9 protein-coding genes are annotated in these 19967 nt (G+C 66.1%); 4 read left to right on the forward strand and 5 right to left on the reverse strand.

Features of this window, described 5'->3' with window-relative positions:
* Positions 1-26 precede the first annotated feature (26 nt).
* Entirely contained in the window at positions 27-3071 is a 3045-nt protein-coding gene (gene lptD, locus IT430_10735; protein MCC6908407.1) for an LPS assembly protein LptD, read from the forward strand.
* An 11-nt stretch (positions 3072-3082) separates the two neighbouring features.
* Here lptD and IT430_10740 read toward each other — a convergent pair whose 3' ends face one another.
* Positions 3083-3373 carry a hypothetical protein gene (locus IT430_10740; GenBank protein ID MCC6908408.1) on the reverse strand — a complete coding sequence of 97 codons (291 nt, stop codon included), beginning with the start codon at positions 3371-3373 and terminating at the stop codon, positions 3083-3085.
* Between the two features lie 104 nt (positions 3374-3477).
* A complete protein-coding gene (locus tag IT430_10745; GenBank protein ID MCC6908409.1) occupies positions 3478-5019 on the reverse strand; it encodes a polysaccharide biosynthesis protein in 1542 nt (513 codons plus the stop codon).
* 65 nt (positions 5020-5084) lie between these two features.
* Between IT430_10745 and IT430_10750 the strand changes: the two genes are divergently transcribed.
* On the forward strand, positions 5085-5969 hold the full coding sequence (locus IT430_10750) for a polyprenyl synthetase family protein (protein MCC6908410.1): 885 nt from the start codon (positions 5085-5087) through the stop codon (positions 5967-5969).
* A gap of 1 nt (position 5970) precedes the next feature.
* On the opposite strand, the gene IT430_10755 is transcribed toward IT430_10750, so the two are convergent.
* Positions 5971-7200, reverse strand: coding sequence for an insulinase family protein (locus IT430_10755; protein ID MCC6908411.1), 1230 nt, complete (start codon positions 7198-7200; stop codon positions 5971-5973).
* A 242-nt stretch (positions 7201-7442) separates the two neighbouring features.
* Between IT430_10755 and recQ the strand changes: the two genes are divergently transcribed.
* Positions 7443-9635 carry a DNA helicase RecQ gene (gene recQ, locus IT430_10760; protein MCC6908412.1) on the forward strand — a complete coding sequence of 731 codons (2193 nt, stop codon included), beginning with the start codon at positions 7443-7445 and terminating at the stop codon, positions 9633-9635.
* A 115-nt stretch (positions 9636-9750) separates the two neighbouring features.
* Here recQ and IT430_10765 read toward each other — a convergent pair whose 3' ends face one another.
* Both IT430_10765 and IT430_10770 read right to left on the reverse strand, forming a co-directional pair.
* Positions 9751-13971, reverse strand: a complete 4221-nt coding sequence (locus IT430_10765) for a hypothetical protein (protein MCC6908413.1) — start codon at positions 13969-13971, stop codon at positions 9751-9753.
* A 10-nt stretch (positions 13972-13981) separates the two neighbouring features.
* On the reverse strand, positions 13982-15871 hold the full coding sequence (locus IT430_10770) for a hypothetical protein (protein ID MCC6908414.1): 1890 nt from the start codon (positions 15869-15871) through the stop codon (positions 13982-13984).
* Between the two features lie 184 nt (positions 15872-16055).
* Between IT430_10770 and IT430_10775 the strand changes: the two genes are divergently transcribed.
* Entirely contained in the window at positions 16056-19964 is a 3909-nt protein-coding gene (locus IT430_10775; protein ID MCC6908415.1) for a heme-binding protein, read from the forward strand.
* Positions 19965-19967: the final 3 nt, after the last annotated feature.

Genomic DNA, 19967 nt, shown 5'->3' on the forward strand with positions numbered 1-19967 from the left:
AGCCGGTTTCGGTATGATCGCCGCCGGTGGGTGTGATGCAAAGGTCCAACCTGGTGCGGCGTGTGATGATTGCCCTCGCGGCCGCATCGTCGGGCCTGGCGCTCCCTGCCATCGCCGCAGCCGGCGGCGTGCGGCCACTTTCGCTCCGCGAATCTCAACCCATCGGCCCGGGCCTGGCGTCGCGGGCCCTGGCACTGCAGGGCGTCGGCCTGGCGCCCGTTGAGGGCGACGCAACGCTCTCGTGCCTGCGCGCCACCATCTGGCGCGAGGGCGAGGTGCAGCGGATCTACCTCGACGGCTGGGTGAACGTCAGCGTCGGCCCGTACGACTTTACTGCCGAGCGCGGCGTGGTTTGGATCAACCGCCAGGAATACGCCGACGGCACGAACGTCAGCGAGATCGCGCTCTACCTCGAGAACGTCAGCGCCGTCGCCCGGCCATCGGGCATGAGTTCCGAGGGCGATCAACTGCTCATCACCGCGGCGATCACGGGCAAGGTAACGCTCCAGAGCGATGAGTTCAACGAAGACATCGATACCGTGCCGCCCGAGATTCTCGAACGGGGCGAGGCGCGGGTGCTGGCGCAACTGGCCAGTCAGGAGCAGACGCCGCCGCCCGGGCCGCAGGTGAAGCGCATCGCGCCGCCCGAGCCGCCGGCGCTGATCGAGCAGCCCAAGGCAGTGGAGCCTGGCGGGCCCCCGCTGGACTTCTTCCGCCCGCAGGTGGGCATCCCGCCCGAGGCGACCATCGCGTTTCGGATGGACGGCAGGCTTGAGTATCACGTCAGCGAAGACGGGTCCGAAGGCACCATCACGCTGCGCGACAATCTCGTCGTGCAGTATCTTGAGTTGAGCGTCCGCCCGCCGGAGCGCGAGCCGCGCCAACTCACGCTGACGGCCGACCGGGCCGTGATCTTCACCGACCCGATCGCGCCCGAGGACCTGCAGACGCAGCAGATCGACGCGAGTGCCGTGCGCGGGATCTACCTCGAAGGCAACGTGGTGGCGACGGACGGCAAGTACACGATGCGCGGGCCGCGCATCTACTACGAGTTTTCGACGAACCGGGCGATCGTGCTCGATGGCGTGGTGCACACCTACAGCCAGGAAGCGCGGGTGCCGATCTACATGCGCGCCGATGAGATTCGCCAGTCGGCCCACAACGAGTGGCAGGCGGATCACGTGCGGATTTCCACCAGCGAGTTCTACACGCCGCACGTGTCGATCGGGGCCGGGCACGTCACGCTGGAGAAGCGCGAGAACCCGGCCACGCGCGAAACGGAGAACTACATCAAGGTGCGCAACGCGACGCTGCGCGCCGGTGACCTGCCGGTCTTCTGGCTGCCGGGCTACAAGGGGCGCGCCGAGGGCACGCCGCTGCGGCGCTTCACCGTCGGCGCCAGCGGGCAGAACGGCGCAACCGTCAAGACCGAGTGGGACCTCCTGGGCATCATGGGCTGGGAGACGCCGTTCAGCAACGCCGACGCCAGCCTGCTTGTGGATTACTACGCCGAACGCGGCCCGGCGGTCGGCCTCGACGCGGTGTATGGCACGCGCGACTCGCACGGCCGCTTCTTCGGGTATCTCATCCAGGACGACGGCGAAGACCGCCTTTCCTCCGGCGCCGAGCGCGATGTGGAAGATGAAACGCGCGGCATCGCCACGTGGTCGCACTTCGCCCGCCTGCCCGACGACTGGACCTTCATCAGCGAATTCTCCTACATCTCCGATCCAACCTTCGTCGATTCGTTCTTCGATAACGAAGCCGAGGAGCGGCGCGAATACCGGACGCGCCTCTTCGCCCGTCAGCAGCGCGACAACTGGGCGTTCGAAGCGTTTGTCAACTACGACCTCAACAACCTCATCGCGAACGAAGACCTGCTCCAGTCGCAGGGTTACCTCGTCGAAAAGGTGCCCGAACTGGGGTATTACCGCTTCGCCGACAGTCTCTTTGACGGGCGGCTGGTCTGGACGAGCGAGTATCAACTGAGCCGCATGCGGCTGAGTTTCCCCGATCACACGCTGCGCGAGATCGGCCAGGGCCAGGCGGGCTTCGGCATGCCGCCGTCCACGAATCTCTCGGCCGCGGCCCTCATGGCCGGCTACCGCGAGGACTACGTCAACCGCTTCACCACGGGGCAGGAGATTTCGTATCCGTTCGAGGTGGGCATCTTCCGCGTCGTGCCCTTTGGCGTGGGCCGCTTCACCTTCTACGACGACGACTTCAGCGAGTTCAGCCAACGGGCCGAAGCGCAGCGCTACTTCGGCGGCGGCGGCGTGCGCGTGGCCACGCAGTTCTCGCGCATCAACAACACCGTCGAAAGCCGGCTGTTTGACCTGCATCGCATCCGGCACATCATCGAGCCCAGCCTGACCTTCTTTTCAGCTGATTCCGACGCCGGCGTGGGCGACTCTCCGATCTACGACGTGGATGTCGAAGGCATCACCACCGGCACCGTCATGCGTGTGGGCATGCGCAACACCTGGCAGACGCAGCGCGGCGGCCCAGGGCGATGGCGCAGCGTCGACGTCTTCATCCTCGATACCGATTTCGTGCTCAGCACGTCTGAGACACAAGGTGACTATTCCCTGCCTCGCTACTTCGACTACCGCCCCGAACTGTCGCACCTGGGCGACCACTTTGCCGGCGACTTCATGTGGCTCGTGAGCGACCAGTTCGCCCTGGCGGGCAACATGATCTACGACCTCGACCGCGACTCGATCGCCCGCAGCGCTGTCGGCTACCGGCTCGATCATTCGCGCGACCTGTATTCCTACACCGATCTGCGCTACGCCGAGGTGGACGATTCGAACCTGCTCACGACCGGGCTGGGGTACTCACTCACTTCGCTGTACCAGTTCCGCGGCTCGGTCACGTTCGATCTCAATCGCGACGATGCGCAAAGCACGAACCTGGAACTGATCCGCAAGACGCCGCAGATGGACATCATCTTCGGATTCAGTTACGACCAGATCCGCGAAGATACGACCATCAGCCTGAGCCTCTCGCCGCGCGGCAGCGGCGGGCATCGCATCGGCGGCGCGCTCAATCCGCGCGATGAGATTCGCTGAGACTGCAGCGGCTACTCGTCCAGTTCATCGAGCAGGGCCAGGTCCGTGTCGCGCAGATCGTGCTGGGCCATCTCCAGCGCGCGGTTCAGGGACGCAATGAGCCGCTTGGTCGAACTGATCGCCTGATCCATGCTCTGGCGGCTGACGATGCGGCCGGAGAAGGGCGGCGGCTCCTGGCGGTCCACCGCCTGCTGGGCGCTGAGCAGGCTCGCGAGCAGCACCTCGGCCTTGTCGCGCGCCGCGTTGGTCTCGATGACGATCCGCAGGCGCGAGCCGAACCGATTGGGACGCTGAACTTCCATCTCCGCCCTCTCCCGCGGCCGATAAGCCGGCGTGCGCGAACACATCGCGACGCCATCGGCTGCGTTGTCGGTATCGGCGAATTGGCGCAGGAGGTGAACTCAGTTCACGCCGCCGCCGCTTCGGCTTTGCGCCTGCGAACGGTGGCGGGGATTACCGGCTGTTGAACCATCTCGGGAAGCAGCGAACGGATGGTCGCTTCGGCTCCGGCGGCATCGCCGCCCGCGCAGCAGCCTTCGAGCATGCACACGAGGTCCGCGACATATTCGGCCGCGGGCGGCGCCATGGTCCAGATGTGAATTCCCGGATGGCTGGTCGGGAGCATCGACTCACCGTCGCAGGCGAGTTCCTCGAAGAGCTTTTCGCCGGGCCGGATGCCAGTGAAGACGATGCAGATGTGGCCGGGAGTCTGCGGCGATGGCCCCGGCCCCGGGGACGCGTCTTCAACGCGCGGTTCGAGGCCGTGTGCTCGCACATAACGCCGGGCCAGTTCGAGGATGCTGATCGGCTCGCCCATGTCCAGCAGCAGCACCTCGCCGCCCTTGCGGTCTTCAAGCGCCGCGGCCTGGATCACCAGTGATGCCGCTTCGGGAATGGTCATGAAATATCGCGTCATCTCCGGGTGCGTGACCGTCACCGGTCCGCCCTGGCGGATCTGCTCGGCCCATGTCGGCAGGACCGAGCCAGACGAGGCCAGCACGTTGCCGAATCGCACCATGCGGAAGATCGTGCCGCAGTGCTGCTGGTTCATGTGCTGGACGTACAGCTCGGCGAGGCGCTTGGTCGCACCCATGATCGACGTGGGATTGACGGCTTTGTCCGTCGAGATCATCACAAAGCGCTCGCAGCCGCAGTCCGCCGCCGCATCGGCGATGGAGACGGTGCCGAAGAAGTTGTTGCGGATCGCCTCGATCGGGTGATCCTGCATCATCGGCACGTGCTTGTGCGCTGCCGAGTGGAAGATGACCTGCGGGGCGATCTCGCGGCACAGCGCCAGAGTCCGCGAAGCATCGGTCACGTCGTGCAGCAACGCCCGGCGGCTGAGATTCGGCGCCAGGCGCGCGATCTGCCGGTCAATCTCAAAGAGCGCATTCTCCGACCGCTCCATCAAGACGAGTTGCGCAGGATTGAAGGCGGCGCAGCGCCGGGCCAGTTCCGAGCCAATGGACCCGCCCGCGCCGGTAATCAGCACGACACGGCCGGTGATGACTTCGCCGATTGCCCGCTCGTCGATGCGGTGCGGCGTGCGGCCGATGAGATCGGCCACGTTGATCTCGAACTGGCTGCGCGGCCCGACGCCGGCCAGCTGGTCCTCGATCGTCGGAAAGAAACGGTCCGCCACGCCCAACCGCCGCACGCTCGTGCGCAGCGCCGCCACGGCCTCGGACATCGCGGCAGGCAGGGAGATGATGACGGAGTCGATCTCGCCGGGGACGACGAAGCGCTCGAGTTCGTGCGCCAGTCCGAGGATGGTCACGCCTTGGGACTCGATGGCTTGCCGGGCTGCGTCATCCACTTCGCGCCACAGCAGCGCGCCGAAAACGGTCGGCCGAGCCGCATCATCCAGCAGCGCCAACTGCCGGGTGACCTGGAGGATGGCGCCGGCGGTGCCGACGAGCAGGCAACGTTGAGTACAAGGGCCGGACATGTCACTCCTGATCGACAATCCGGCTAGGATTTCAACATTTCGTATCCGCCTTTGGGAGCAATCAGATGTCCGCCCCGGCCCCGCCCGCCATCCACGCATCGATCGTCGCATCCATCGATGCGTACCTGGCGCGGGTGGTCGCCCAGCTCGATGCTCCGGCAAATCTTGCGCAGGCGATGTCCTACGCCCTGCTCCAGGGCGGCAAGCGGCTGCGGCCGGCGCTCGTACTGCTCAGCTGCGAGGCCGTCGGCGGCCGCCAGGAGCAGGCCCTGCCCGCGGCCGCGGCGATCGAGATGATCCACGCCTTCAGCCTCGTGCACGACGACCTGCCCGCCATGGATGATGACGACCTGCGGCGGGGCCAGCCGACCTGCCATATCAAGTTCGGCGAGGCGATGGCCATCCTGGCCGGCGATGCCCTGGCCACGCTGCCCTACCTGCACATCGCGCGGAGCGTCGCCGATGCCGAGGTCCGCTGCCGGTTGATTGATGAACTCTCGGCCGCGACGATGGCGATGATCGCCGGGCAGACGCTCGACACGCTCGGCGGTTTCCCGGAGGATCTGACGTCGATCCAGCGCCTCGAATCGGTCCACCACGCCAAGACGGGGGCCCTCATCCGCGGCGCGTGCCGCCTCGGCGCCATCTCCGGCGGCGCAACCGCAGACCAGTTGCACGCACTGAGCACGTACGGCGAGTCGATCGGCCTGCTCTTCCAGGTCGTCGATGACATTCTCGACGTAACCCAGTCCGCCGAACACCTCGGCAAGCGGGCCAACAAGGACGAGGCGGCGGGCAAACTGACCTACCCGTCGATCCTCGGCCTCGAAGAGTCGCAGCAACTCGCCGAGCGCCTGTGCCGGCAGGGCATCGAGTCCGTGCAACCATTCGGCGATGCCGGCCAGACCCTCATCGAACTCTGCCAGTACATGGGGGTGCGGACGAAATAAGCTATTTCTGACTGGCGGGCCGCAGATGCCCGACCGTCCTCGGTCGGAACGGGAACGCCTCGTACACCGCCCGGACATCGTCGAGCGTGACGGCCTGGATACGGGCGAGTTCTTCTTCGAGCGTCGAGTAACGCTGCAGGTAGGTCCAGACGCGGCCGAGGCGCTTCATGCGGCCGGCGGGCCGCTCTCCGGCGAGAGTCACCGACGTCGCCGTCTTGTTGCGGAGGCGGACGAGATCATCCTCGGTGACGAGGTTGAGACAGCGGGCGATCTGATCGTTGACGATCTCTTCGACCTGCGCGGCGCGCTCGGGCGGGCAGGAAGCAAAGACGTAGTACTCGCCGACCTTGTCGCGGCCGTCGAAGCCGACCTGCGCTTCCTCGGCGATGCCGGGTTCAACGAGGGCCCAGTAGAGCAGCGAACCTTCCTGATCGCCGAGCAGGTTGGCGAGCATCGACGCGGCGTAGCGGCGGTCGTCATCGGCGGCAGGAGCCGGGGCGATCATAAGCATGTAGTGCCGATTGGCGTTGGGGTCATCGAGAGTGAAGTGGTGGTCGCCGAGACGCAGGCCGCCGTAGTGGCGTTTGGTGTCGGTGCGCTTCCATGTGCCGCACCACTTGCCCACGGCGTCGACGGTGGCGTCGAAGTCGAGATTGCCGGCCAGCGCGAGGACGGTATTGTCGGCCGAGTAGCGATCGTTGAAGTAAGCCGCCATGGCGTCTCGCTGGAGTTTGCCGATGGTTTCGTTGGTGCCGAGCACGCGGTAGGCGAGCGGGTGGTTCTGGTAATAGTGCTCCATGGAGGCTTCGTAGAGTCGCCAGAAGGGCATGTCGGCATACATGGCGATCTCTTCGAGGATCACGCCGCGCTCGGTCTGGAAGTCTTCCTCGCGCAGGGCGGGTCGCATGATGTCGGCGAGCAGGTCGAGGGCGGGGGCAAGATACTCGGGCATGACGTGGGCCCAGAAGGCGGTCATCTCCTGGCTGGTGAAGGCGTTGTAGTTGGCGCCGAGTTCGTCGAACTCGCGGTTCACATCGTCGGCGCTGCGGCGGGGCGTGCCCTTGAACATCATGTGCTCGAGGAAGTGGCTCACGCCCATGACCTCGGCCTGCTCATCGCGGCTGCCGGTGCGGACGAAGAAGCCGGCCGCGGCGGTGTAGGACTGTGGATCGACCTCGGCGACGAGTCGCAGGCCGTTGGGCAGTTGGGCCGTCTTGAATTCGCAGGGCATGGGCGTCTCGGCTGAAGGGCGGATGGTTGGATGAGAGTGGCTGGATTTCGCTGCAGATTCTAACCGCCGGACCGCGGACACACGTGTGGTGTCGGTTCCGCCACGGAAATCGCCCACCCGGCGGGGAATTGAACAGTCGGGCGAAAAAGCCGGCTTGATTGTCTGGAATCTGTTCGGTATCCTGTCGCATGGCCACCACCTCCACTCAGCCGCCGTCGGCTGCCCGCAGGGACGCGAGCAGTGTGCCCACCTCGCAGATCCTCAAGACCGTGGAGCGCGTCTGGGGCTATCGCGAACTTCGCCCCCTGCAGGAGCAGGCCATCCGGGCCGGGCTCGAGCAGCGCGACTCGCTGCTGGTCATGCCCACCGGCGGGGGCAAGAGCCTGTGCTACCAGGTGCCGCCGCTGATCAATCGGCGCACCGACGTGGTCGTCTCGCCGCTCATCTCGCTCATGAAAGACCAGGTCGATGCGCTCAAGGCCAACGGCTACCCAGCCGCGGCACTGAACAGCACCATGTCCGTCGAGGAGCGCAAGGCGGTCGGCCGGGCCGTCAAGCGCGGCGAGTTGCGCCTGCTCTTTGTCGCGCCCGAGCGGCTGATGAACGATGGCTTTCTCAAGTTCCTCCAGGACGTGGGCGTGCGCGGCTTTGCCATCGACGAAGCGCACTGCATCAGCCAGTGGGGACACGACTTCCGGCCCGAGTACCGCCGCCTGGCCGAGTTGCGCTCGAAGTTCCCCGGCGCCAGTTTCCACGCCTGCACGGCCACGGCCACGCAGCGCGTGCGCGCGGACATCATCGAGCAGTTGCGCCTGCGCGAGCCCAACGTACTGGTGGGCAACTTCGACCGGCCGAACCTGGTCTATCGCATCGTGCCGCGCGTCGATGCCAATGCGCAGTCGCTCGAAGTCATCCGCCGGCATGAGAACGAAGCGGTGATCATCTACTGCATCAGCCGCAAGGACACGGAGAACCTCGCGGGCTATCTCAAGGCGATGAAGATCGACGCTGCGGCGTATCACGCAGGCATGTCGGGCGAGGACCGCCGCAAGGTGCAGGAGGCCTTCGCGCAGGATCGCCTGCAGGTCGTCGTCGCCACCGTGGCCTTCGGCATGGGGATCGACCGCAGCAACGTGCGCTGTGTGATCCACACCGCGATGCCCAAGTCGATTGAGCACTACCAGCAGGAGACGGGTCGCGCCGGGCGCGACGGACTTGAGGCCGAATGCGTGATGTTCTATTCGCTCGCCGACATGATGCGCTGGGAGCGGCTCATCGCCCAGTCGGCCGAGCAGGCGACCCAGCCGCAGCCCGTGATCGAGGCGGCGGGCGAACTGCTCGGGCAGATCCAGCGCTTTGCAGCGGGCTCCACCTGCCGCCACCGGGCCCTGGTCGAGTACTTCGGCCAGGCGTATGAGAACAGCGACTGCGGCGCCTGCGATGTCTGCCTCAACGAACTCGACACGCTTCCGGACGCCACCGTGGTCGCGCAGAAGATCATCTCGTGCGTGGCGCGCGTCGGCGAGCGCTTCGGCGTGGGCCACGTCGTCGACGTGCTGCTGGGCAGCCGGAGCGATCTGATCAAGCGATGCAAGCACGACGAACTGAGCGTGCACGGGCTGCTCAAGGGCGGCGACAAGAAGCAACTCGTCAGTCTCACCCACCAGTTGATCGACCAGGGCCTGCTCAGCCGCACCACGGGCCAGCGGCCGGTCGTGACGCTGAGCGAAAAGAGCAAGCCGGTGCTGCGCGGCGAAGTTCCCGTCGTGCTCGTCAAGCCGGCGGCAAAGTCAAGCGCCGCGCGGGGCGGAAAGTTCGACAGCGAGTCGTGGGAGGGAGTGGATCGCGATCTCTTCGAGGCGCTGCGCCAGTTGCGCGCTGCAATCGCCGCCGAGCGCGATGTGCCGGCGTACGTCATCTTTGGCGACGGGACACTGCGCGACCTGGCGCGCAAGCGGCCGGGATCCGTGGAGACGATGCGCGGCGCCTGGGGCGTGGGTGAACTCAAGTGCAAGGACCTCGGGCCTCGCTTCGTCGATGTGATCGCCGCGCATTGCAGGGCGAACGATCTGGAGATGGATGTCGGCGTCGATGCGGCGCGCGGTGGGGGATCAAATGCCTCGGGCGGCAAGGGGCTCACGGCCGGCGCGCTCGCGTCGTTTGACCTCTTTCGCGAAGGCAAGACCATCGAGCAGGTCATGGAGACGATGGGCCGGGCGCGGAGCACGGTCACGAGTTACCTCGCGCAGTTCATCGAAGTCGAGGAGCCCGAGTCCATCGACGCGTGGGTCGAGCCCGAGGCGCAGCGTGAAATCGCCGAGGCGATGAAGCGAGCCGGCGCCGACTACCTGCGCCCGATCTTCGACGAACTGCAGGGCAAGTACGAGTATGACACGATCAAACTCGTGCGGGCGTTCATAGGCACCAAGTCGTAGGTCGGGACAAGGCTCTGCGCGGGCCCGGCGGGGGCGGCGTTTCAGTGCAGAGCGACCGAATGACAAGAAGGGCAGTTCGTTTGGCGACACAGCGCTCGTCGTTAGCGCTTTCCGCTCATGGAGACTTCGCTTTCGGCCGCGCAAACTCGCGCGGCGTCTCATCCGGCGCCGGCTCGTCGCTCACCTTGAACACCTCGCCGTCGCGCAGGTACATCTGCTGCATCTCTTCGAGGTTCAGCGGCCGCGCGCCCAGGCGGCCGAAGACCGCTACCTGGTTGCCCGATTCGTCCACGGCCCGATCGCGATCGAGCCCTTTGCTCACGGCCAGCGCGGGGCCATGGGTGTGATACGTTGCGATGAGGCTCGGATTGAGTGGCGGCGAGAACCCGCGGAATTGCGGCGTGCTGTGCGGCCCCATGAGTTCGATCACACGCAGGCCGTTGCGCCCGTCGGCGACGTAGGCAAAGAGCGACGCGTTGGTCATGCCGACCTTCACATCGCGCGCGTCGTCGATCGCGCCGGCAGCAGAGAAGATCTGGTCCAGTCGAGGCTGCTCGGGATTGGTTACGTCGATAATCGCCAGCCCCTGCGAGCCGGCGGCGACAAAGGCATAGGTGCGCGCCACATACACCCGGTGCGCCTCGGCCAGTTCGACGAAGCCGCCCTCCACCACGCGCGGCGCCAGGGGATCGGTGATGTCCAATGCGTGCAGACCGCGGGCGTCCGTCACGAACGCGTAGCGGAACTGCACCGCAACCGACTGCGGACTCTCAAAGACATCGCTGCCCACCACGGCGACGACGCGCGGGCTCAGCGGCTGGTCGATGTCGATCACCACGAGTCCTGCCGGCGCGGTGGCATACACATAATGCCCGGCGAGCGCGAGATGCGTCATGCCGGTGAGCACGCCATCGGGGTTGAAGGCCGTCGCGCCGTCGGCGAGCGTGGCGCGCTGCATGAAGTTGTTCGTCGGGTCGCCGTCGAGCAGCGTGCCGGCGAACGTGAGAATCAGGCCCTCATCGCGATCGCCGATGTACAGGTAGGCGTAGAGCGGATGAATGGGCTGCTCCTGATTGACGAGGTGCGTGTCTTCGGGGGCTCGCTCGTCGAGCATGGTCTTGCGCGGCTTCTCAGGATCGTTCGACAGTCTTGATCGCGCCGGATCGACGCCCAGCGTCGTCGGGCTGGCGATGGCCACGGCGTAACTCGTGTCGAAGCCGAGATTCTGGCCGAGCGGCGACACGGGCGCTGTGACGATGCGTTCGCTGAAGCCCTTGTTGTCAATGTTGGCCACGTCATAGGCGTAGAACCCGCCGGCGCCGCGCGCTGTGTAGAGGTACTCGCCGCGCAATTGCACGTCGAGAATCTCGCCACCCCACGGCGCGCCGTGATGGTGCGCCTCGCGCAGCGCTCGACCACCGTCCACGAACTGCCGGTGCTCATCCGGATACGCAAGATGATGCAGATGCGAGCCGTACACCGCCTGCGGCTCGTCGTGCTCCGTCACGGCGACGGCCTCAAGGCCGTCGCCGCCGGTCGCGACGTAGGCGTAGCGGCCGATGAAGTTGACGAAGTTCGTGCCCTGCAGCAGCAGCTGCGCCATCCACGCGTTGTTGTCATTGTCCTGCGACACGTGGCAGTCGGTGCACATTTTCGTCGTGCCCCGGCCCGACGTGGCGTGCGGGAAGTGCGGGTTGAATGCCTGTCCGCTGAAACCTTCAGCGCTGATCGTCTGTTGCTGGTGGTAGATCCACTCGCGGTTGGCGTTCTGGCTCGAGACGATGACGGCGCTGCTCGAGCGCACCGGCACGACGCGCCCACCCTTGACGCTCGAGTCGCGCCCGAGCATGAAGATGTCATCGCGCAACACCTGGTAGTTGTATCTCGTGTAGTTGCGCGTGAAGAGGTTCTCGTTATGCAGCATCGGCGCCCGCTGGTTGGCTTCCATGGGCAGGTGGCAGCCGAAGCACGAGGTCATCCACGAGGTGTGGCAGGTGTAGCACTCCATGTTGTCGGGCGAGTGGGCGAACTCGAGGTTGCGCCCCTCTTCGACGGTGAGATCGCCCCACGAGCCGTCGCGGCGCATGGTCTTGGCGCGGCGGCTCCGCGCCGCCGCTTCGGGGTTTTCCTTTGCCCAGGCCGAGTCCGGATCGATCGTGTCTTTCGTGAGCGGGATCGTCCACGAGAGGTTCCGATCCGTGGCGGACTGCTGCACGTAGATGCGCCCTCGCTTGCGGATGCGCGGCTGGCCGAAGATCCTTTCCCTGCTGAGATCTCTGCCGCCATCCACAGCCGCCGGCCCGCTGGTGCGCAGCGTGGGCTCGTCGGTGTACGTGCCGTGGCAGTCGATGCAGGTGATTTCGATGGCGTTGCGCACTTCGCCGTAGAGCCGCCCGTCGCCGTGCACATCCTGCTCGAAATGGCAGTCGATGCAGTGCATGCCGGCCTTGAGGTGCACATCGCCCAGGCGCACCGCCTTGTCCCACTTGTCCGGGTCGTTGAAGTCCACGACATGGTCGTTCTCGTCGAGCAGATGGCCCTGGCGATCTTTCTTGTAGACAGCGCGGAAGACCCAGCCGTGGCCGTGGAAGTCGGCGATCTGGTTGTGCTGCAGACGGTCGTTGAGCGTCGAACCATCGCCCTTGCGCGGCTCGCCGCTGCGCTCGAGGAAATCGTCGCCGCTCAACTCACCCGCGTGCGAAACTGCATTGGGATACAAGTTCGCCCACAAGCCATTGAGCGCAGCGCTCTCCGGGTTTCGCCGCAGCGCTGCAATCTCCTGCTCCGGCGTCGGCGCGTGCGAACGATTCGGATAGAAGAACTCGCCGTCTGACTCGTTGTCCCACCACATGTAGCCGAGGTAGGTGTTGGCGTAACTCGTGCCGGGGTGCACGTGGCAGGTGATGCACTGGCTGCTGGGGATCGCGCGGCTCAGAACGTGCGATACCGGATGGCCGGACTCGTCCGTGGGGATATTCGGATCACTTTGCGCTGCGGCCAGGCCCATGTTGCCATGCGCCGCGAGCATCGCGCCCGAGTGCATCGGATCGCGGTCGTTGGCGTAGAGCACGTGGCACGTCGTGCATCCGGATGAGCGGTAGTCGCCGGGGTGGTCGTTGGTGCCGAGGAAATTGAGCGTCGGATCGAGCAGTCGCGTCTTCTGCAGGCCGATGAACACGGGATCGGTCCGGTTCGCCGTGCCCAGGCCGCGCGGCGAGAGACCCTTGTCGGGCCGGCCGCCTTCGACGAGCGGGTTCGGATTGCCGATCTCGGCGGGGCTGGCGTTGGGCGTGGCGCCGCCGGGGGCGGGCAGTTTCGTGCCGCGTTCGAAGATGCGCAGAATGTTGCCGGGCTGGCTGATGTTCCACACGGGCAGTGGGCTGAGATAAGGCGCCACGCCGCGCGCCGCTTCCTCCTCGCTCACCGGCCGCGTGCGCACCTGGTCATCTTCGATCTCAATCACACCCTGGAGGCGCTGCGGCAGGCCGAAGGCGGAGTAGCTCTCGCCGTAATTGGGCGTTTTGTTGGGAATCGAGCCGTTGTTGTAGAGCGCCGCGCCCCAGAGTTGCGCGCCGTGCGCCATCATGGACCGCTTGACCTTCTCGACGATTTCGAAGTGGCACGAACCGCAGGAGTACTCGGCGACGCGCAGATCGCCGGGGTTGATGAAGCGAATGAACTCGGGCGATTCCTGGTTGAGCAGCGCGCCGGTGATTTCGGGGTTGCGCGAGCCGTGCAACATGGCGGGATCGCTCTCGCCATGATGCGAGCCGAATTCGGCATCATCGTGCCGGCCGTACCATGCCTGTGCGTTGCGCGGCTGCACGTGGGCGCGCTGCATGGCGTCGAGGTAGGCGGGGTCGGTGATGGGTGTGCCCGGTTCACCCGGCCGGCCGGGCGAATCAAGAGGAGAGGTGACGGACGGATCGCCGCCGTGGCAGCCGGAGCACCCGACCGGCATCGGCGAGCGTGTATTACCATGCATGGTGCGCGACGCCTTGTCGTACTCACCGTGGCAGGTCATGCAGCCGCCGGATTGCTCAAGGCTCCAGTCTTCGGCGCTGTAGGGGCCGCTGCCATCGGGTCTTGGCGGGGCGTCCTCAGGCGTGCGCTGCATGCGGCCGTCGAGTTCGCTCTGCGCCTCGGCCGGATCGGCCATGCGCGCGATGAAGGCGCGGTCGTACGGCTCGCCGCCGCGCCAGTGTTTCGCATGTTCGCACGCGGCCAGAACGAGGACAAATCCGCCGAGCGCTGCAATGCACGGCGCCAGCAAGGTGAACGTCTTGCGTGTGCTTCTTGTGCGTCTTCGCGGCAGGTTGCTTTCGCGGTGTTCCATCGCCCACCCGTCAGAATGCAAGCGTCACTCCGGCGAAGACCTGCCAGAGCGTGTCGTCGCTTTCGTAGATGTCGGTGAATCCGTCGCCGGGGAAAAAGAGCGAGCCGCCCAGCGTGAGGATGATGTTGTTGTTCAGCGCCGGGCGGTACTGCGCGCTCAGGTTGAGTTCCTCGCCGATGTGCGAGCCGATGCCGTTCTGGTTGAGCACAAGTTCGAGCGTGTCGGTGCTGGCGAACCACAGGCTGTTGGCGTTCAGGCTCGCGCGGAGCTTGGGCGTGATCTCGGCATCCACGCCGGCGTTGATGAGCGCGATGCCGGGGTTGACGAAGTTCGACTGCCCCTCGACCTTCGTTCCGGCCAGGTCGTTGTAGAAGCTCCGCGCGCTGGTAAGGTCCACACCAAACAGTCGCAGCGCCTGGCTCTGGTAGAAACTCCCCGGCCCGCCGGCAAAGAACGGGTTGTCGAAGATTCCGTCGAAACCTTCGCCGCGGCCATCGGTCGGATCGCCATCGCCGCTTGCGTAGAGCAGGGAGACCTTCGGCCGCAGCCAGTCCATGTCATACGAGAGTTCGATGGCGCCCAGGAACGCGCTGATATCGACATCGCGCCCGGCGATCGGGTTGCGCCGGTCCTGGCCGAGCACGTAGTAGAGCGCGTGATTGACGTTGATCCGGCCGATGTGCCCATCGCTCGCCCAGCCCAGGTAGTACGCGTCAATGTCCTGGCTGGTGACGCTGCCGATCAGGCTCGGTCGCACGAGGAATCCGTTCTCGTCGTAGCGCAGGTCCGAGCGGTCGTGGTTCCAGTGCAGACTGAACTGCGTTGTATACCCCTTCCAGATGAAATCCTGGATGTAGAGGTTGGCGATGAACACCTGCTGATCGCGCCACTCGAGTTTGTTGAGTTGGCTGTTGGTGTCCTTCTCGGCTTGGTTGAAGAGCGCGAGGTTGTACTGGATGCGGTTGGATTCGAGGTTGCCCAGCAGCCGCACGCCGTCGGAATTGTCGTTGAAGACAAAGCCGCGGAAGTCGGAATTGAACTGCTGCCGGCCGATGCGAAGGGCCGCGATGTCGAACTGCGGGCTCGTGTCGCCCAGGTGGAGTTCGCCGAACGCCTCCTGCAGTGCGACAAAGTGATCATCGCGCACCTCGCCGCGCCTCGTGTCGATGAACGCGGCGTTGTGTTCCTGGAGTTCCAGGTGATTCAGATTGATGACCGGCGTGATGCGCACGAGCCAGTCCACGGGGCGAAACGCGGTGTACCCCTGGAAGACTTCGAGACTCAAGATGAAGTTCTGATTGACGAAGAACTGCTCGCCGTCGCCGAAGAAGTCGAACGAACCGGGATTGCCGGCGCTGGCGCCCGAGGGCGTGGGTAGTTTGCGGGCGGTGATGAACGTATCGGAGATCGCCGACACGTTGAGGAAGATGTCATCGCCGATGATCGGATAGTCGCCCTTGAGGATGTTGCGGTCGTACGGGTTGAGCCCGTGGCCGCGCGTGTAGGGCGAGTCGCCTCCCGACCAGTTCATGAGCAGATCGTCGGTCGCGGCCTGCCGGCCGTAGCGGTCCCAAGGCAACCAGCCGATGCGCCAGCGGTCGGGGACGGGCACGGCCGGTTCGCGGAGCATCCACTCGGCGATATCGGATTCGCCGGCGTGGCCGAGCGGCTCAAGGGGCACCGCGGGCAGCAGTTCTTCCTCCGCCCGCTGGATTTCGGTTTCTGCCGGCGCAGGTTCCTGCGGTTGGGATTGCGGCTCAGCGGTGGGCTGTTCAGGGGGATCCTGGTCGGCCCCCGCGCCCGCCGTCACCGAGGCTGGCGCCACAGCGCACAACGCGGCTGCAGCCGCGCACCTGGCGCACCACAGCCCGCTTCCACCACGCTCGAAGTCCCATGCCACGCAATGCAAGATATCCGAGGCAACCGCCTCCAGCAACCCCGCAGGACGCACTCGGATCGGAGAGTTCAGGAATCACTCCAGTGATGGCCGCTGGACAAACGACAATGATGAGGCCATCATGCCTTTCATCGGCAGTCTTTCGATCCGTGGGTGAGCCGGCAAAATGGCCGGGAGGATGGGTCCGATGCGACAAACGTCAGGGCGAGCCCGTCGTCGATTCGTCCGCACTCCACAACCGAACCTCGGCGCGCTGCGACCGGTGTTCCAGCCGCTCGAGCGACGAGCGCTGCTCTCGGCCGCCGTGCTCGACGCGGGTCTGCGCCGCTTCGAGTTTGCCGACGCCAATGGTGATCTCGTGCAGGTGCGGCTCATGGGCCGCGGCTCGGCCGAGGTGACCCTCACCGGCGATGCCGCCGACCACGCCGACCTCGACGCCATCCGCATGACCGGCGTTGACGAGAGCACCTCGCTTCGCATCACCGTGCGGGTGGGCGAGGGCGGCGACGGCTCGACGACTCTGGCTTCGCTCCACTCCGACGGATCGCTCAATCGCCTCGATTTTCGGCGCGTGACGCTCGTCGGCGCGGGCATCCACCTCGCCGGCTCGATCCATCGACTCGACCTCACCGGCATCAGCGGCGATCCGAACCGTCCCGCCGGCGTGCGCGTCGGCGGCGATCTCGGCGCCGCGCGCGTGCTCGGAGACATCGTGGCCGCAGATGTGACCGTCGGCGGCCAGGCCGGCGCCATCATCGTTCGCGGTGGCAGCTTCGCCGGCTCATCCATCGATATTGCGCAGTCGCTGGATCGACTTGTAATCGTCGACCGAGCGGGCCTGAGCGGGCAGATGCTCGACTCGTCGCTGACCATCGGCTCGACACTGGGCCTGTGGCGGGCTCACGAAATCTCCGGCGTAGACGGCCGGATCGGAGCCGACCTGGCCCGCCTCGTCGTTCAGGGCAATCGCGGCGCGACATCCGGCAGCATCGATCGCACGCGCCTGGCAATCGGCGGCGAACTCGGCCACGTGCGCGTCGCCACCGATCTCCAGTCAGACTCGATCATCGCGGCAGAGGCTGGGATCGGGATGATGAACATCCGCGGCTCCGTGCGCGACTCGATGCTCCTCGCGGGCACGCGCCTCGACGCCGATCTCTCTCTTGACGGGGCAACCTTCGCGGCGGCGCCGATTGACCACATCACCATCCGCGGCGACCTGCTCGATTCCATCCTCGCATCCGGCGGCGATCCGGGTGAGGACCGCCTCTTTCGCGATCATGAGATCCTCGAAGGCGGCTCGATCAACCGCCTGACCATTGGCGGCTACGTCGCGGGTGTGCACAGCGACCACATCAACCCGGGCGTCTACGCCGCCAGCATCGATCAACTTCGCGTGCACGGCTACCGGCTGGAGGGCAAGCCCGATGATCTCCGCGCCGGCATCATCGGCTCGGCCGTCATCGACCCATTGCCCGACGCCGCCACCGCGCTGACTGAAGAAGATGTTCGCATCATTCTCGAGCAGATGATCGCCCGCGCGACGCAACTCGGCGTCAACGCCACGCTGGCGGTCACCGATCGCGAAGGCAACATCCTCGCGACCGTGCGCATGACCGATCCGTCGCTCACCGCCGATCCGGGCACATCGACGATCAGCGGCGGAGGCAGCGGCGGGCTTGAGGGCGTGACCGTGGCGTCGTCGATCACCGCGGTGACCAAGGCGGGGACGGCGGCGTTTCTCTCGACCACCGGCAACGCGTTCACCACGCGCACCGCCGGGCAGATCATCCAGCCGCATTTCCCGCCAGGCGTGCAGTTTCAGGATTCCGGGCCGCTGTTTGGTGTGCAGTTCTCATCGCTGCCCACCAGCGACATCAATCGCCTGCCCCTGGGCCTCTCGGCCGATCCGGGTGGCGTACCGATCTATCGCGGCGGGCAACTGCTCGGCGGCGTCGGCGTCGAACTCGACGGGATGTACACCTTCGACCCCAGCCCCATCGGCGGCCGGGCCACGCTCGAGGAGCGCATCGCCGTCGCGGGGCAGATCGGTTTCAAGGTTCCCGGCGCCATCCGCGCCGACCGCATCTTCCTCGACGGCATCCGGCTCGACTTTGCCAACATCGCGCCTCCTTCTCTGGCCTCGCTGGGCGTGCTGCCCGATCTTGATGCGCTCGAAACGGGCGGCCTGCTCGACGTGCTCGTCACGCCGACCACCAGCCCGGCCACGATGTTCACGCCGACCACGCTGGGCAGCGTCATCGGCGAGACGATCGACTCCTTCGCCACCGGGCGCATCGAGGCCATTGCGCTCGGCGAGGGTTCGACGGTCTACGCGGTGCGCACGGCGGCCGGCAGCGAGCGTGAACTGATCAGCATCGACGTGCCTTCCGGCGCTGTCACGCTCGTTGCCAACATCTCCGACGGCGGGGCGAACGAACTCGCGCCGGGACAGTATGTTACGACCATGATCTTCGACGACGGCGGCACGTCCGGCGCCCCGGCCGACGACAGCGTGATCATCCTCAACGGCGCTACCGGCGATGCGCGGCGGATCGACCTGGCGACCACGGCCGTCGGCGCTCCCCAGGCGCTGGCCGTCGCCGAGGCGCTCATGCGCGATGCGGTGGTCTACGACGATGGCGGCAGCCGCGACATGGTCGGAATCTCGAAATCCACCGGCCAGATGTACCGCATCGACACGGCCGACTTCACTGACGCGGGCAATTACACCGAGCTGACGACCGCCCTCGACGGCCGCATCCAGTCGTTCACCTTGTCCACGGCCGGCGGCGCGATGGAGGCGTACGCGGTGCGAGCGCTCGGCTCGGCGCGGCAACTCGTGCGCGTCGCGCTTGACGACTCGGGCGTGATGCTCGTGGCGGACCTGGCCGCCTCGACCGGCGGCGCGATCCGCAACGGGCAATCGATCTCTGCGCTCATGTACGACGATCTGGGCACGCCCGACGCCGGCGACGATCTGCTGATCGCACACAACGCGACGACCGGGCGCCAACTGTCGCTGCTCGCCGCCGACGGCTCCCTGATCGGGCAGCAGCGCCTCCGCGATCGCGCCGCCGTGCTCGAACAGGGGCGCCTGCTCAGCACGGGCGGCGAAGACTATATGCTCGGCGTCAGTTCGCGCAGCGAACAGGTGTTCGCGAATATCTTCGAAGATGTCACGGTGCTGACCAACCTGCTCCAACTCACCCAGCCGGACAATTCCATGCTCACTCTCGACGGCGTCATGGTGGGCGGCGAGCAACTGACAGGCGCCGATGTCGAGACGATCCTGCAGCAGGGCATCGAGTTCAGCCAGACGCTGCGCGCGGCGATCCGGCGCGACCGGCCGCAGATCGCCCAGGTCACCGTCAGCGTCGTCGACGTAGATGGCAACCTCCTCGGTTCGTTCCGTTCGGCCGATGCGCCGGTGTTCGGGTTTGACGTGTCGGTGCAGAAGGCCCGCACGGCGGCGATGTTCAGCCGCGACGACGCCGGGGCGCTGCTCAGCGCGGCCGAAGGCGGCGCGTTCGCCACGTTCGTGGACAACGCCGCGACCCTGGGCGTCATGCTCGACGGCAGCGTGGCCATGTCAGACCGCACCGGTGGATTCCTTTCGCGGCCGTTCCTGCCCGATGGCCTTCCCGGCACGATGCCCGGCCCGTTCAGCGCCCAAAGCCCCGACGAGTTCAGCATCTTTAACACCGGCCTGCAGGTCGAACTGCTCACCACCAACCTCGTCGCCTTCCTCGCCGACTTCGATGCCTACGGCGACGAAGGTCTCGCGCTGCAGGCTTTTGAGGATGGCGTCATCGGCGGCGGCGGCGTGACCGACATCTCGCTGCCGGCCCGCAACGGCGTGCAGATCTTCCCCGGTTCCGTGCCACTGTACAAGAACGGCGTGCTGGTCGGCGGTGTGGGAGTTTCCGGCGACGGGATCGAGCAGGACGACTTTGTCGCGTTCATGGCCGCCGCCGGGTATCAGGAATTTGGCCCTGATGTGCGCCGCGCCGACGAGGTGCTCATCCACACGAATAACGGCTCTTTTCGCCTGCCATACGTGAAATTCCCACGCCAGCCCACCGGTGGCTATTGATGC

Source organism: Phycisphaerales bacterium, assembly GCA_020852515.1.
Classification (GTDB): domain Bacteria; phylum Planctomycetota; class Phycisphaerae; order Phycisphaerales; family UBA5793; genus UBA5793.